18 protein-coding genes are annotated in these 13,892 nt (G+C 40.5%); 10 read left to right on the top strand and 8 right to left on the bottom strand.

From position 1 onward, the window contains the following. Positions 1 to 25 precede the first annotated feature (25 nt). Together LCL91_RS12445 and LCL91_RS12440 are read left to right on the top strand one after the other, a co-directional pair. Positions 26 to 226 (top strand): hypothetical protein, encoded by a 201-nt coding sequence (locus LCL91_RS12445; RefSeq protein ID WP_166000429.1) that lies wholly within the window; start codon positions 26 to 28, stop codon positions 224 to 226. 144 nt (positions 227 to 370) lie between these two features. After that, positions 371 to 874, top strand: coding sequence for a GNAT family N-acetyltransferase (locus LCL91_RS12440; protein WP_224882807.1), 504 nt, complete (start codon positions 371 to 373; stop codon positions 872 to 874). A gap of 22 nt (positions 875 to 896) precedes the next feature. On the opposite strand, the gene LCL91_RS12435 is transcribed toward LCL91_RS12440, so the two are convergent. Together LCL91_RS12435 and LCL91_RS12430 are read right to left on the bottom strand one after the other, a co-directional pair. Then, on the bottom strand, positions 897 to 1,682 hold the full coding sequence (locus LCL91_RS12435) for a glucose-1-dehydrogenase (RefSeq protein WP_224883197.1): 786 nt from the start codon (positions 1,680 to 1,682) through the stop codon (positions 897 to 899). Between the two features lie 17 nt (positions 1,683 to 1,699). Beyond that, positions 1,700 to 2,560 (bottom strand): GRP family sugar transporter, encoded by an 861-nt coding sequence (locus tag LCL91_RS12430; RefSeq protein ID WP_224882805.1) that lies wholly within the window; start codon positions 2,558 to 2,560, stop codon positions 1,700 to 1,702. Positions 2,561 to 2,766: 206 nt separating this feature from the next. Between LCL91_RS12430 and LCL91_RS12425 the strand changes: the two genes are divergently transcribed. From LCL91_RS12425 to LCL91_RS12410, 4 genes are all read left to right on the top strand, one after another. After that, positions 2,767 to 4,014 (top strand): ATP-binding protein, encoded by a 1,248-nt coding sequence (locus LCL91_RS12425; RefSeq protein WP_224882803.1) that lies wholly within the window; start codon positions 2,767 to 2,769, stop codon positions 4,012 to 4,014. Between the two features lie 73 nt (positions 4,015 to 4,087). Further along, a complete protein-coding gene (locus tag LCL91_RS12420; RefSeq protein WP_098442597.1) occupies positions 4,088 to 4,291 on the top strand; it encodes a PspC domain-containing protein in 204 nt (67 codons plus the stop codon). Positions 4,292 to 4,313: 22 nt separating this feature from the next. Beyond that, positions 4,314 to 4,517 (top strand): hypothetical protein, encoded by a 204-nt coding sequence (locus LCL91_RS12415; protein WP_224882800.1) that lies wholly within the window; start codon positions 4,314 to 4,316, stop codon positions 4,515 to 4,517. Between the two features lie 152 nt (positions 4,518 to 4,669). Then, positions 4,670 to 5,023, top strand: a complete 354-nt coding sequence (locus LCL91_RS12410) for a DUF2200 domain-containing protein (RefSeq protein ID WP_224882798.1) — start codon at positions 4,670 to 4,672, stop codon at positions 5,021 to 5,023. Positions 5,024 to 5,110: 87 nt separating this feature from the next. Here LCL91_RS12410 and LCL91_RS12405 read toward each other — a convergent pair whose 3' ends face one another. The 3 genes from LCL91_RS12405 to LCL91_RS12395 form a co-directional block, all read right to left on the bottom strand. Next, positions 5,111 to 5,371 carry a GlsB/YeaQ/YmgE family stress response membrane protein gene (locus tag LCL91_RS12405; RefSeq protein WP_166001938.1) on the bottom strand — a complete coding sequence of 87 codons (261 nt, stop codon included), beginning with the start codon at positions 5,369 to 5,371 and terminating at the stop codon, positions 5,111 to 5,113. 249 nt (positions 5,372 to 5,620) lie between these two features. Beyond that, on the bottom strand, positions 5,621 to 6,466 hold the full coding sequence (locus LCL91_RS12400) for an STAS domain-containing protein (RefSeq protein WP_224882797.1): 846 nt from the start codon (positions 6,464 to 6,466) through the stop codon (positions 5,621 to 5,623). Between the two features lie 293 nt (positions 6,467 to 6,759). After that, positions 6,760 to 7,038, bottom strand: a complete 279-nt coding sequence (locus tag LCL91_RS12395; RefSeq protein ID WP_224882796.1) for a hypothetical protein — start codon at positions 7,036 to 7,038, stop codon at positions 6,760 to 6,762. Between the two features lie 415 nt (positions 7,039 to 7,453). Here LCL91_RS12395 and LCL91_RS12390 point away from each other — a divergent pair, with 415 nt between their 5' ends. Further along, entirely contained in the window at positions 7,454 to 8,230 is a 777-nt protein-coding gene (locus LCL91_RS12390; protein WP_224882795.1) for an SDR family oxidoreductase, read from the top strand. 50 nt (positions 8,231 to 8,280) lie between these two features. On the opposite strand, the gene LCL91_RS12385 is transcribed toward LCL91_RS12390, so the two are convergent. Then, entirely contained in the window at positions 8,281 to 9,240 is a 960-nt protein-coding gene (locus LCL91_RS12385; protein ID WP_224882794.1) for a sodium:calcium antiporter, read from the bottom strand. Between the two features lie 275 nt (positions 9,241 to 9,515). Further along, positions 9,516 to 11,090 carry a catalase gene (locus tag LCL91_RS12380; protein ID WP_224882793.1) on the bottom strand — a complete coding sequence of 525 codons (1,575 nt, stop codon included), beginning with the start codon at positions 11,088 to 11,090 and terminating at the stop codon, positions 9,516 to 9,518. Positions 11,091 to 11,252: 162 nt separating this feature from the next. Here LCL91_RS12380 and LCL91_RS12375 point away from each other — a divergent pair, with 162 nt between their 5' ends. Both LCL91_RS12375 and LCL91_RS12370 read left to right on the top strand, forming a co-directional pair. Further along, positions 11,253 to 11,522 carry a hypothetical protein gene (locus tag LCL91_RS12375; RefSeq protein ID WP_224882792.1) on the top strand — a complete coding sequence of 90 codons (270 nt, stop codon included), beginning with the start codon at positions 11,253 to 11,255 and terminating at the stop codon, positions 11,520 to 11,522. Positions 11,523 to 11,714: 192 nt separating this feature from the next. Further along, positions 11,715 to 11,891, top strand: a complete 177-nt coding sequence (locus LCL91_RS12370) for a hypothetical protein (RefSeq protein ID WP_224882791.1) — start codon at positions 11,715 to 11,717, stop codon at positions 11,889 to 11,891. 155 nt (positions 11,892 to 12,046) lie between these two features. Here the strand turns inward: LCL91_RS12370 and LCL91_RS12365 are convergent, their stop codons facing one another. Next, positions 12,047 to 12,475 (bottom strand): hypothetical protein, encoded by a 429-nt coding sequence (locus tag LCL91_RS12365; protein ID WP_224882788.1) that lies wholly within the window; start codon positions 12,473 to 12,475, stop codon positions 12,047 to 12,049. Between the two features lie 254 nt (positions 12,476 to 12,729). Between LCL91_RS12365 and LCL91_RS12360 the strand changes: the two genes are divergently transcribed. Then, complete coding sequence (locus tag LCL91_RS12360; protein WP_224882786.1) at positions 12,730 to 13,767, top strand: hypothetical protein; 1,038 nt, start codon at positions 12,730 to 12,732, stop codon at positions 13,765 to 13,767. The last annotated feature ends 125 nt before the right edge of the window (positions 13,768 to 13,892 follow it).

The raw sequence follows: 13,892 nt of genomic DNA, 5'->3' as shown, positions 1-13,892 counted from the left end.
CAGGAGAGGAAGTGGCCGACGCTCGATGAGTCAACAGCTATTAAGCAAATACACAAAAGTCTTGTATCAGGCAATGGTAGCCATTCAATTCATTAAGCAGCATCAGGAAAAGGCATGTGACATACGACAAATTTCCATACTGACAGGCTTTTCAGAAGAAGCCATATTGGAGGCGATGGAATTTGGGGAATATGAACAGCATAATCGGCACGGAAAAGCTCTTTAACAAACGATCAGGATGAGGAAGAGAGTGAGCGTCCTCCTAATGGAAGGAATGTTTTCTGACTAGACGTATAAGCTAATGGAAGGGGGAGTTACTATCAGAAATTGATTGTAACTCTTTTTTGATGCGGAAGAGGTGAAAGGATAAATGAAAGCGCCCATCTTTTCGACAGAACGACTTGTTTTACGAAAAATGGTATCGGAAGACGTGGATTCCCTTCTTGAAATTTTCTCAGATAAAGAAGTGATGAAGTACTATCCGTCCTGTAAGAATCGAAATGATACCGTGAAGTGGATCGAGTGGACATTACATCACTACAAAGTCTATGGTTTTGGAATGTGGATTGTTGAAGACAAAGGAAGTGGTCAGGTTCTAGGACAGTGTGGCCTAGTTCTACAAAAATTAGTTCACGGTGTTGAAGTCGAGCTCGGTTACCTTTTTGCCAAACAACACTGGGGAAAAGGGTATGCGACGGAAGCAGCTTTCGCTTGTAAGAAATATGCCTTCAATGAGTTAGGGCTTTCCAAGCTTATTTCATTAATTGATCCACAAAATAAAGCTTCGCTCAAAGTAGCGAAGAGAATCGGCATGACATATGAATGTACGGTTATAAAGTGGAATAAAGAGCTCGATCTATATGCTTGTCAGTAAAGGAGGAATAGCACTGTTATCCTTAGCCTCTCCCAGCCTGAAAAGCGGGATAAAGTTTCATTCCACCGTCTGCAAATAGGGTAATTCCCGTTACATAACTTGCTTCATCAGAGGCTAAGAAAGCAGCAATTGAAGCGATTTGAGCTGGCTCTCCGATTTCTTTCATTGGGATCATAGAGAGCACGTCTTTCTTCGTCTTAGGATCTGAAAATTTTTCTTTATTAATAGGCGTATTGATAGCACCGGGACCAATGTTATTCACACGGATGCCGTATGGCGCATATTCAAGCGCAAGCGTCTGAGTAAGCATCTTCATACCACCTTTGCTTGAAGCATAATGAACAAAGTGGGGCCATGGAACAACTTCATGAACGCTAGACATGTTGATAATCGATCCTTTAATTTGATGTTTGATCATATAGTTAATCGCTTTTGTAGAGCCGAGAAACGTCCCGGAGAGATTAACCGAGATCACTTGATTCCAATCATCTAGCGTCATTTCATGTGAAGGGATTTCTTTTTGAATGCCAGCATTGTTCATCATCACATTCAGCGTTCCATAACTCTTATGTGCAGCCGTGATTAACTTCTCAACGTCCGCTTCTTTTGAAACATCTGCTTGTACCGCTATTGCTTCTCCAGCAGAACGTTTGATTTCCTCCACAGCTTTTGTAGCCTCTTCTTCTTGTGATAAATAATTTACGACGACTTTCATCCCTTCCTTACCAAAGCGAATCGCAATTGCTTTTCCAAGACCAGAAGCGGCTCCGGTAACAATCGCCACTTTTCCATGTAACTCTTTATACACCACTTGTGCGAACCTCCTTATTTTTTCGTGAAGCCAAGCATAACGCCCCCGATAATTATCAGAATGGATCCGAGAATAACAAATATGAGTTGTTTTTTTGTTTTTCGTTCACCTAGTAGAAAAATTCCGCCAAGAGTCGAAATGATAATACCGGTTTGACTAAGCGAAAAGCTAGTCGCCGTCCCGACGCGAGGAATGGAGAGGAGAAGAGCAAGATTTCCACTCGCCCACATGAGACCAGGTATCCCGTTTCGAAGCGTATATTTGTTAAAGGGTTTATGATGAATACTTTGCAGAAGTGCGCCAACGACCATGCCAATGGCTTGGGGGAGAATAGCGGTCCAACCGTCGATGGAAAACCACCTGATGATTACCACGTAGCCGACATATCCCACAGTTGAAAGCAGTAAGATCGTTAAACCTTTTGCTAAATCACTTTTTCCTTCCGCTTCCCCTTCTTCAGACTTCTCATAAGACGTGAAAATTACCCCGGCTACAATGAGAACGAGTGCCCCGATTCCGATTGTTAGCTTTGTCGTAGATGACCACTCGCCAAATGCAATAACTCCGAATAAAGAAGTACCGACAAGCTGAAGTCCAGTCGAAATGGGGAGTGTTTTTGATACGCCAAGAAAGGCGACGGCTTTGAATTGATTCATTTGGCCGACAGACCAAAACAAGCCTGATATAAAGCCAACGATTAAAGCGGCTGTTGTAAAATTGGGCGTAGTAAAAAAGTACACCACAATCGAAAAGAGAAGGGCACCAATAGTGGTACCAACAACCTGGTTGTAGGGTTCACCGCCAAGCTTTGTGCTAACAAGTAGAATACTTCCCCACATGACTGCGGGTATGAGAGCAATTAGAATTTCGACCATGAAACCACCTGCTTATCTAGAAAAGGATGGAACAGCTTTCTTAACGTCTCACTTTTTTAACATTTTTATCCGTTCTTGATAGGAATGAGTAGCAAAACAAATAATGGCAATAAAATACATGTGGGAAATAAAGAGGACTTCAGGTATAAAAAAAGAATTTTTACTATGACTAACTTACTAATTTCAAAAGTGTGGTGATGCTTTCAATGCTACTAACAGCCAAAAATCTACTTCTAAATCTCTTGCTCGTTTTCGCCCCGCTAAGTATTATTCAAATTCTATACCTACTAAAGCAAACAAATTTCTTGAAAAAATCGTCCGGTTGGCTACTTACATTATTTCCTGGCGTAGCGATTATATTGTGTATGGTTTATCCCGTTGTGGTTGATGATAATTTCATCTTAGATTTTAGAAGGATACCTTTTATTCTCGGTGCACTATACGGAGGTAAGTGGGTCGCGTTTTCGTATCTCTTTATCACACTGACCTATCGATTTACGTTAGGAGGTACTGGTTTTTATTCAACCTTGCTCTCTTTTACGCTTCTTACAATTGTTGCTTCCGTTGTTTCCTCGAATTTTCTTAACTACAGTTTGAAGAAAAAACTTCTCGTCGCAGCAAGTATCGATTTGATGGTAGGTGTATCCTCTACAATCATTTCCTTAACATTCTTTGACACGCAAATTTATACCTCTTCTTGGGTTCTATTTAATCTAACTAGTCTTTTAGGATTGCTACTAGCTACGCTTGTCTACGAAGTTTTTCTAAGTCAGTTTAAATTATTGCAGTCGGTGATGGAAGGTCAGAAGTTAGAAGTCGTCAGTCATCTAGCTGCTAGTATTTCTCACGAAGTTCGAAATCCATTAACCGTTAGTCGAGGGTTTCTTCAGTTAATTGAAAGTGACCTTAAAAGCAAACAAACGAAAGAATATATGGAACTTGCGATAAATGAACTCGATCGAGCGACTGAAATCATTAATGATTATTTAACCTTCGCAAAACCGTTTCCTGAAGATGTAGAGGAAATTGATGTTGCAAGCGAAATTGCCTATAGTGTAAGTGTTATTACTCCTCTCGCTACGTTAAAAGATGTGACCATTACGACGAAAATCGATCTTCCACCAACCATCATTCAATCAGAAAAGCGCAAATTTCAGCAGTGTTTGATGAACATTTTTAAAAATGCGATTGAAGCAATGCCAGACGGGGGGACGCTTACAGTTACGACAAAAATAGAAAAGGAAAAACTGGAAATTAGTATAGCGGACACGGGAATTGGTATGACGGAAGAGCAATTAAGCCGAATGGGGCAGCCTTTTTTTACAACAAAAGAAAAGGGAACAGGACTTGGAATGATGGTTTCTCATAGCATCGTCCAAGCGATGAATGGGGAAATTATTTATGTAAGTACGCCAGGTGTGGGAACGACCGTTCATCTTGTGTTTGAACTATAAAAAATAAGGGGAAGTTGAAACTTTCTAGTAAGTAATTCGTAAATAATAGAAGAAACGAATGGAGGCTATTATTATGAAGAAATTTTATAAGTCCACAACGAACAAGCAGCTTTCAGGTGTTCTTGGAGGCGCAAGTGAAATCTTTAACATTGATGCAAGCATGCTAAGAATTGCTTATTTTGCACTTTCTCTTTTCACTTCGGGGCTCTTCGTGCTCATCTATATTGCGGCAGCGATCATTTTGCCAACGGATAAGGAAGTTCAAAACAATCAGTAAAGATGCGCGTACGGAGTCTAACATGAAGAATGGATTTTACAACGGTGTGGCGATGATTGGCTCTTTTTTTCTATTTTGTGCAGGGCTAACCTCCTTATTTGGCTGGACCATATTATCTTCAACGAAACTTTCGGCGATCATCGCAGTTACTGGCTTTCTTGGTGTTCTGACAAATAGCTGGCAGTTGAAGAAGTATATGAAACAGAGTAGGTCGTATAACTCGTAAATACACTTCATTTATTATTGGCAGGATGAAAAAGAGCGATGTACTTCGATGCATCGCTCTTTTGTTTTGAACTATTGAATAAAAACTAATTTTATATGAATGATACAATTAAAAAATCAGTAATCGTAATTTTGCGAAAGGAAGGATTTCTCATGACCAAACATAAGATCTATACGATGAGTGTTGCGAGTGTCTATCCTCACTATATTACAAAGGCAGAAAAAAAAGGACGTACGAAAACAGAAGTTGATGAAATTTTCCGTTGGTTAACTGGGTATAGCCAGAGAGAGCTAGAAACTCAGCTGGAAAACAAGACAGACTTTGAGACATTCTTTGCGGAAGCACCTCAACTCAATCCTTCACGGGCGTTGATTAAGGGTGTGGTCTGTGGTGTAAGAGTGGAGGATATTGAAGAACCAACTATGCGCGAAATTCGCTATTTGGATAAGCTTGTTGATGAGTTAGCAAAGGGAAAATCGATGGAAAAGATTCTGCGAAAAGCATAAGGTCTAAAAATAAAAGAAGCGCCGTTTCCATTGAAACGGGCGCCTCTTTCCTTTTTGTCTCTAAAAAAATTCGAATCTTACACTTAACTAAGATTCACTTTTACTACGGGCTTTTCCCATAATAAAGCTCACGATTAACACTAAAATAATTGCTCCTATAATAGCGGGGATAATGTTGAATCCACCAATATCTGGTCCCCAGCTACCAAGGATAAGCGTACCTAGCCAAGCACCAACAAATCCAGCAATGATATTTCCTATAATTCCACCCGGAACATCTCGACCCGTAATTGCACCAGCAAGCCAACCAATAATACCGCCAATGATTAAACTCCAAATAAATCCGATTGGAAACACCTCCTACATATAGAATTCTTCTATATTGTTTTATCCTAAAAATGTAATTCTATTCTTACCCATAAATGGCTTATTGAAAATCATCTATACTTTTGTGCTTCAATAAATCGATTTCATATGATTGCTCCGATCCTAAACAGTGGGTTTAGAATAATGTCATAATTAAATAGGAGAACAAAAAAACCGTATCTCATTCCCAGGGGGAACAAGACACGGCTTTCATATACAAACACATAAGGTTTAATCTCTTGTTAACGTTGCTTCCGAAGAAATAGCCTGAGCAAGGTTCGATGTAATGCGTATTTCACCAAAATCAATTCCAAGCTGAACTGCCGTTTGTGCAATTTCTGGTCGAATACCGGATAAGGTTGCCGTTACTCCAATTAATTTGAGTCCTGTGATTAACTGGAATATTTGTTGCGCGACTCTTGTGTCAACAAGGTAGACCCCCGACAAATCAATGAAAAGGTGGTCAACTCGCTTCGTTGTACAGCCTTCTAGCGTATTTTCGAAAATAGCTGTTGCTCGATCCGAATCAATGTCACCAACAAGTGGAAGAAGCGCCTTTCCATCAGGAAGGTCGATGAGCGGGGAGCTAAGTTCATTAATCGTTTGCTGCTGTTCCTCAATGCGAGAATTTAAATGCTTAGATTTCTCCTCTACGACACGCGTCATCACAACATCAATCGCTTCAATGATGGCGTATTTCCAGATATCAAGACTTTTTTGTGACACGAGGTCTTCCGTTATTTTGGAATACTCTTCGATAAAATCCATGTATTGTTCGCGTACGCGCTGGAATTCTTTCATAATAAGATGAGTAGGCGTATTTAAGTGTTCAGGATCCCGTCCAATTTCTTGGACCCAATCATCAAATTCAGCAAAAAAAGCGCTTTTCTCCATGATAAATATTTTGCATAAGTGCTGATGAAACTCGAAATTTTGTGATTTTAATTCACGAATCACTTCAGGATCAGTTGAGGCATAGACGCCCGTTCCACTCTTGTCTAATGACGCATACCAATCTTCAGTTAGCTGTTCTGCTTTTGTTAATAAAAATTGATGAAGTTCTTTGTTACGTTGCATGCAAATATGCTCCTCTCGACACCTAAATTCGTTCTTATTTTAGTAGTGTGTATCATTTCATCCACTCTTATATGCGTCCATGATGATGGCATCTTTTAGGTGGGAACAGTTTAGCAGCGACAGGATAGTCGATACCTTTACATATGTTATAAAACCATTATAACAACCTTTTACAAAATCCACGAACTTAATTACGTTTTTGAAAATAACAATTGTGTAACAGGCCGAAAGTTGAGAAGTAAAAAGGGGAGAAGTCCCATTTTAAAAAGAAGGAAAAATGACACCAGAACTGTTCAACCACGTGCTGAGGAAACGGTAGCAAAAGGTGCTTTTGATAATGTAAGGCAGAGCTTTGTGATGGCAATAGAAAAGTGTTTTTCTTGGCTGAGGATACTCGGAGAAGACCAGATCATGTGGAAAAGATGGGTAATGATTTGCTCATGATCGTTAGGGTCAGTGCCGGAATTTGTGAGTAGGCGTGAAAGGTGAAAAATATACGTATCATACAATTCATTCAATGAGTTTTGATCTTTCTCGACTAGTCGTTGAATGATCTGCTTTTGAGTTTTCATGTCGTTTCTCCTTATTTTGTAAGTGGTAGTTTTTTCAATACCCTACCTAAACTATTTCAAACTAATAATTCTTGAATTGAAGGTATTGTCAGATGTATAAAAAACAAAATAGACGCCTTTAACATAAGTGACTGAATTTTCTTGTTTTTTAGAGAGGCGTATTGGTATAGTTAAATTGGAGATGAGTGGAAAGGGGACTGTGAACATGTGTGGACAAATCCTGTAAACGTTGAACAATTGATTAACCTATTTCAGAGAATGGGATAGGTCTGTCATTGTAACGAAGACAGGAGGTTTACCACGTTCACGATTGATTAAACGAACTTGCCAGATACCTGAAGAAGGTTCTGTCATTTTTTATGATCATCTCCTTTCACGAGTGTGCGGGTTTTCCTTCATTAGGGAGGAAGAAAACATGAATCAAGAGAGACGAATTGCTATTGTCACTGGTGCAAGCCGTCCGAACGGGATAGGCGCTGCGCTTTGTCGTGAACTAGCTCGGGAAGGCTACAATCTATTTTTTACACATTTTTCACCATATGATTATAAAACGGGGTACAACGATGCAGAAGCGAACTGGGCCGAGGTATTTGAAAACGAGTTAAGGGACCATGGTGTGAGTGTGGAATCGATGGAACTGGATTTAAGCAAAAGCGATGCCCCGGCTCAACTATTGGAACGCGTGTTAAAAATGCGAGGACGGCTTTCCATTCTAGTGAACAATGCCACCCATTGTGTCGAAATGAGTCATGAAGAATTAACCTCAGACGTTTTGGATTCACATTATGCGGTAAATGTGAGAGGAACGTGTATGCTGTCGGTTGCATTTGCAAAACAATTAAAAAAGGACGTTCTCGGCGGACGTATTATCAATTTTGTTTCAGGTCAGGACAAAAGTCCTCAGCCTGGGAATCTTCCCTATATTACGACCAAAGGGGCGATTTCTGCTTTTACGACTTCGTTTGCAACCGAGGTCGCTTCCGATGATATCACGGTCAATGCGATTGACCCCGGTCCTACGAATACAGGGGCAATGGATCGAGCGACGCAGGACTTCTTAAAACCTAAGTTCCCTACCGGACGAATTGGACTACCGGAAGATGCAGCACGATTAGTGAGTTTTCTAGCGAGTGATGCAGCGAGATGGATAACGGGGCAGATTATTCACTCAGATGGTGGCTTTCGTGATTAAGAGAAGAACTGAAGAAAGCGTGCTGACATCGTGTCAGCACGCTTTCTTTTTTAGAATAAAACATATGAAACAACGACATAGAGTAGAGCCATGACGAGCGATGGAGCAGCATAGCGCCATGAACTACGCACAGTTGATGGGCGAAGGAGCAAGTACATAATCACGATCGTCATCAAGAGACCGAGGAAAGCGATAAAGATATGAGACATATCCACTGCAGCAAGGATAGGGCCATCTCGGTAAAGCAAATCCGTGAGGGCGAGAAGTTGGATATTGAATAAGTTACTACCAAGTATCGAACCAATTGCCATATTATAGTTTGCTAGTTTAAAAGCTGCGAGTACTGTTACGAGCTCTGGTAAAGATGTCGAGGCAGCGATGAGAAAACTACCTACAAAGCTTGCATTCATACCCGTTGCTTCAGCTAAGCGATCTCCTGCAATGGAAAGAATACTACCTGACACGAAAACAATTAAAGCCGCAACAATAAAACCAATGACAGCCGTACGCAGCGAGATATCTTTCGTAGGAATGTCTTCTTGTTCACCATCATCACCTGAGATGTACTTCATCGATAGAACATATAAGAAAACAATGACAATCATCTCAATGCCAATTCCAAAGATGGAAATAGAGCCTGGTATTAACAGCGAAACAATTAATATGACGAGAAAAAGAAGACCGATGAGAGCGGAAGGTACGTTTGCCTTCGTGTTTACCTTTTGAAATAATCTCCGTCTTCTGTAAATCAAGTCAACAACTGCTAGAATTAAAAGGTTAAAGACGTTACTTCCAAGCATATTTCCAACCGCAATATCAGGGTTATCGATATAAACGGCTGTTAGACTCGTTGTTAATTCAGGTAAAGATGTTGCCCCTGCAATAAGGAATGTCCCGACAACAGCTCCACTTAAAGATGACTTCTTACTAATGACATCACCGAACTGATTCAGGTAAATAGCGGCACCGACAACGACGGCTGCTGCAAGAAGAAAGATTAATATAATCATATGTTACTCCTCTCCGCCAGCGCATACAAAAAAACCCTGGCACAACAAAATTGTACCAAGGTCTTGCGTACTAAAATCTTAGCCCGATGAACCAGGTATAAAAATACCGTATTGATGACTCATCAGCCGTTACCGGTCGCTACTCCCCTTGTTAAGATTACTATAGCTCGGTTTAGTTTGAAAGTCAATGAAAAGGGCATGGGCAAATGAGTATTTAATAGGAGCTGTCGCTTTCAAAACGAAGTGAAGCTATCTCCAAAAACTTTCGAAATTGATTAATAAGGATCAGAAGGATGACTTCTTTCCTCGGCATTCTGAACAGCTTCATCCATCTTCTCTTCGGTAGAAGTAGAGAATGATTTCAGACCTTCCGCGACACGCTTCCCATAATCCTTATCACATTCCGTTAACATCGAAATCATTCGTTCTTGAATTTCTTCTCGACAATCTCCTAATGCAATGACAAGATTTGAGATCAAATCATCTCGTTCCCAATCCTTCATTCTTCGATACGTTTCACCCGCTTGTCCAAAGTTGTTTTCTCTTGATATCTTATTTCGTTGTAGCTTTCCTTCGACGTATGGTTCATATTCTTTTCCCGGATTAACCGCTTCTTTTAGTCCACCAATTAAGGAAGGCTCATAATTGACATGAGGATTTTGATGTTCTGCATAGTCTTGCCGAAAATCCATTTGTCCCGCACTTTCATTCGTTGCAACATGTTTTGCTGGTTTATTAATCGGTAACTGTAGGTAGTTTGAGCCGACGCGATATCTCTGTGTATCGGAATACGAATACGTTCGTCCTTGAAGCAGTTTATCATCAGAGAAATCTAGTCCATCAACAAGAACGCCTGTACCAAATGCCGCCTGTTCCACTTCAGCAAAATAGTTTTCTGGGTTCTTATTTAAAACCATTTTTCCTACTTTGTGCCACGGAACGTCTTCTTTGTACCAGAGCTTTGTAGGGTCTAGTGGGTCAAAGTCTAATTCAGGATGTTCCCCATCTTCCATAATCTGAACGTAAAGTTCCCATTCAGGGAAATCTCCATTTTCAATTGCTTCATACAGATCCTGTGTCGCATGGTTAAAGTTCGTAGATTGAATCTGATCCGCTTCTTCTTGAGTAAGGTTACGGATTCCTTGTATAGGCTCCCAGTGGTACTTCACTAGGACAGCTTTACCTTCTTTGTTGACCCATTTGTAGGCGTGAACACCAGATCCTTGCATATGTCGGAAGTTTGCTGGAATACCCCAGGGTGAGAAAAGGAACGTGACCATTTGCATCGATTCAGGGGTTTGACAAAGGAAATCAAACATCCGCTCCATATCTTGCCTATTTGTGACAGGATCTGGTTTAAAGGAGTGTACCATATCTGGGAACTTAAGCGGATCGCGTATAAAGAATATCTTTAGGTTATTCCCTACTAAATCCCAGTTTCCGTCTTCTGTATAAAACTTTACCGCGAATCCTCTTGGATCACGCAGTGTTTCAGGAGAATGAGTTCCGTGAACGACGGTGGAGAACCGGACGAATACAGGGGTTTGTTTGCCAACCTCAGTGAATACCTTAGCCCGTGTATAGTTTGATATCGGTTCATCACCTACTTTTCCATACGATTCAAAATAACCGTGGGCACCTGCGCCGCGGGCATGCACAACTCGTTCAGGGGTACGTTCTCGATCAAAATGGCTAATTTTTTCAAGGAAATCATAGTTTTCAAGCGTTGTCGGGCCGCGGTTGCCAACTGTTCTCACATTTTGATTATCCGTTACAGGGTGACCTTGACGGTTGGTTAGTGTTTCATCCGCTTCGTGTTTTTCATTTTGTTGGTTTGGATCCTTCTTCATGGCAAATCCTCCTTCTCTATATCGTTCAAATTATCCCCAAAAAAATCGTCCTTATACTGTGTATATAGTTAAATTTTGGTTAGAGGTTTGCACGGAAATGAAACCATAGCGTCTGTTTAATCGTAAAGAAAGAAAGCGGTTAACGATGAAAGGAGAAAATGAATGCTTGAGATCATCTTAACGATGGTGTTTGCAGTCGTTTTTATTATTGGGATTTATGTACAGGTGACCAGAAGAAAACGAGCTGGGTTAACCGGGGTGAAATCGGCTATTGCACCTATTTGTTTCATGATGAGTGCTGCTCTAAATCCATTGGGGTACTGGTTCGGGTTTCTCGGATTGATTAGTTTGTTAGGTTCGATGCTGTTTCTATTTCTGGGGGCCTATTATTTGAAAGAGATGCAAGGGGCAGAAGGATCTAAAAAAAGGTAATGAAATGAAAGGGAAATCTTTATTGGTGATCCTGTTGTTCATATGTTTGACGACGATCACTACGGTCACAATTTATGTGATTCATAATAAAACGACTGAGTCCGATATTTCGGTCATGGTCTCCATGGTAGTTGGAGGCATGTTCGTGACATTAGGAATGGTGAGAAGAAAACATAAGGAAGAAGGAAGAGGATGAAGTACATAAGAGTCATAATACTACTGATTGCTGTTATGGCTGCAAGCAGCATCGTCTGGCTTGGGTTTACAGGCGGCCATGAAGGTTTGTTCCGACTGTGTATAAGCATTGCCGTCTTCGCCTCGCTCTGCTTTGTTTATATGGAAGAGAAAAGGAGAATCAGAAGAAGATAACGCTAATATTTATAGGACTTAGTCTTCTTTCAATTAGTGCTGGGATTGTTCAATTAATGAGCTGGTAGCATCGAACAATAACCCAAAATAGCATACCAATGATTCCTCAACATATAAAAAGGACGATACCTAAATTGGTTTCGTCCTTTTTCACGTTACCGTCCGTTTTGAAACTGTTGATCGATCTCTCGCAAGTGATCATAGGATTCTTTTAAATCGTCAGGAACCAACTTCCGCCCTTGTTCCCAGGCGTTTTCTTCAATTTCTGCGAGAAGTTCCTGCTGCACTTCTTCATCTTCATACATTAAAATGCGAAGGTCGTGCCGGTGTTTCTTAAAATCTAAATAGTACCCAATTTCGTGATACAGAAGGATCAAAGCGATGTTTTCTTCCGTTTCTTTTAGCTTAAAGTTCACTTTTGCTTGATAGCCGTTCATTTGTAAGTAATTAAACTTAATCGTATTGGTCGATACGTTATAGCTCATCGGAGCGGCTAGCTCGTTGTTAAACTCATAGTTAATTGATAGCTGATGCTCGTCTAGCGTGTCTTTAATGATTTTTTCGACGTCCCATATATATAACATGTTTTTTATCACAGTCCTTTTAATGTCTTCAATCGAATCTTGCGCTGATTCTTTGGGAGATTCAACCCTTAATTTTAAAGGATTCATCTTGAAACGGCTACCGTTCTGGCAAGATCGTTACGAGATATACCTGTTAAACTTCATTTCTTTCACCTAACATACATCATTTTCACACATTTATCCCATATTTTTGTGAAATTTATTCGTTATTGTATGAATTGAGGCGATTGAATGGTTAGAAAGGGTGAAAGTAGATGAAAAAGAATGTAACACTATCGTTATTCGTTACTTCATTGCTGGTTCTTGGGGCATGTCAAAATTCAGAACCGGAGGCTGAATCAGATACAGCTGTAAGTGAGGGAAATGAAAGTAGCTATTCTTTGGAGAAAATGAATGATTTCTACGTTGGAGAAACGTTAAATGATCAGTCTCTTATCCATTCCTATATTCCGGAAAATACGGATAAGTCACCGGTTATTATGGTGCCAGGCCTTGGATTAGGCGCTTCGATTTATGAAAGCACGCCAGATGATCGGAATGGCTGGGCGTATGATTTTGTAGCTGCTGGCTATCCAGTCTATACAGTAGATACATCTGATCTTGCAAGTGCGGGACTTTCCGAAGAGGAAGCCGAAGCAACATTATCAAAATGGGATTCGGAATCGATTTGGTCTCGATGGGGATTAGGTTCTGGGCCTGGAGAGGCTTATGAAGATGGCCAATTCCCCGCTGAGCAATTTGATCAATTTTACTCCTCTATTCCAATGCAAATCAAACTAGCGAGTAATGATTCTTCAAGCGAAGTTACTGGAAAAACTGGCAGTAGATCGGGAAATGGGGATGAGAACGGTAAGAGTAGCGGAGGAAACAGTCAGGAAGTTGAAAATATGATTCAACTTCTAGAGAAAACGGGTCCTTCGATTCTTCTTGTTCACTCCATGGGCGGTGAAATTGGTTATGAGGTCGCTCGTCAACGTCCTGATCTTGTAAAGGGTCTTGTTGCGATTGAACCGGTCGGATCCCCAACAGATGAATCTGAAGTAAAGTCTACTTATGAAGACATTCCATATCTCGGTGTCTATGGCGATTATCTTGAATCAAGAAATCAGGTGTCTCGTCTTGAAGCTGTGCAGACAACCTCTAAGATTATTAAAGATAACGAAGGCACGTCAGACGTTATCGAATTAACTGAAGAAGGGATCAATGGTAATTCACACCTTATGATGTTGGATCAAAATAGTGATGTGATCGCAGGGGAAATTACGGATTGGCTTGATTCTGCTATTCAGTAACTAACAAAAGAGGCTGGGACATAACTAGCCTGAAATCGATAAAAAGGTTCCGTTCATCGTTTTTGATGAACGGAACCTTTTTTGTTTGGTTATTCCTAAGATTATTGGATCACTCCGCACTCATG

The sequence above is a fragment of the Guptibacillus hwajinpoensis genome, from assembly GCF_020171785.1.
GTDB classification, from domain to species: Bacteria; Bacillota; Bacilli; order Bacillales; family Guptibacillaceae; genus Guptibacillus; species Guptibacillus sedimenti.
Note: the sequence above shows the minus strand (reverse complement) of the source record. Positions and strands in the feature narration are given on the sequence as shown.

What these genes read in the sequence shown, in the direction of transcription:
- LCL91_RS12385 (WP_224882794.1), bottom strand. Translation starts at nt 9,240, where the DNA reads ATGATTATATTAATCTTTCTTCTTGCAGCAGCCGTCGTTGTCGGTGCC.
- LCL91_RS12415 (WP_224882800.1), top strand. Translation starts at nt 4,314, where the DNA reads ATGAAGAATGGATTTTACAACGGTGTGGCGATGATTGGCTCTTTTTTT.
- LCL91_RS12410 (WP_224882798.1), top strand. Translation starts at nt 4,670, where the DNA reads ATGACCAAACATAAGATCTATACGATGAGTGTTGCGAGTGTCTATCCT.
- LCL91_RS12390 (WP_224882795.1), top strand. Translation starts at nt 7,454, where the DNA reads ATGAATCAAGAGAGACGAATTGCTATTGTCACTGGTGCAAGCCGTCCG.
- LCL91_RS12420 (WP_098442597.1), top strand. Translation starts at nt 4,088, where the DNA reads ATGAAGAAATTTTATAAGTCCACAACGAACAAGCAGCTTTCAGGTGTT.
- LCL91_RS12375 (WP_224882792.1), top strand. Translation starts at nt 11,253, where the DNA reads ATGCTTGAGATCATCTTAACGATGGTGTTTGCAGTCGTTTTTATTATT.
- LCL91_RS12365 (WP_224882788.1), bottom strand. Translation starts at nt 12,475, where the DNA reads ATGTTATATATATGGGACGTCGAAAAAATCATTAAAGACACGCTAGAC.
- LCL91_RS12445 (WP_166000429.1), top strand. Translation starts at nt 26, where the DNA reads ATGAGTCAACAGCTATTAAGCAAATACACAAAAGTCTTGTATCAGGCA.
- LCL91_RS12430 (WP_224882805.1), bottom strand. Translation starts at nt 2,560, where the DNA reads ATGGTCGAAATTCTAATTGCTCTCATACCCGCAGTCATGTGGGGAAGT.
- LCL91_RS12360 (WP_224882786.1), top strand. Translation starts at nt 12,730, where the DNA reads ATGAAAAAGAATGTAACACTATCGTTATTCGTTACTTCATTGCTGGTT.
- LCL91_RS12370 (WP_224882791.1), top strand. Translation starts at nt 11,715, where the DNA reads ATGAAGTACATAAGAGTCATAATACTACTGATTGCTGTTATGGCTGCA.
- LCL91_RS12400 (WP_224882797.1), bottom strand. Translation starts at nt 6,466, where the DNA reads ATGCAACGTAACAAAGAACTTCATCAATTTTTATTAACAAAAGCAGAA.
- LCL91_RS12440 (WP_224882807.1), top strand. Translation starts at nt 371, where the DNA reads ATGAAAGCGCCCATCTTTTCGACAGAACGACTTGTTTTACGAAAAATG.
- LCL91_RS12380 (WP_224882793.1), bottom strand. Translation starts at nt 11,090, where the DNA reads ATGAAGAAGGATCCAAACCAACAAAATGAAAAACACGAAGCGGATGAA.
- LCL91_RS12395 (WP_224882796.1), bottom strand. Translation starts at nt 7,038, where the DNA reads ATGAAAACTCAAAAGCAGATCATTCAACGACTAGTCGAGAAAGATCAA.
- LCL91_RS12425 (WP_224882803.1), top strand. Translation starts at nt 2,767, where the DNA reads ATGCTACTAACAGCCAAAAATCTACTTCTAAATCTCTTGCTCGTTTTC.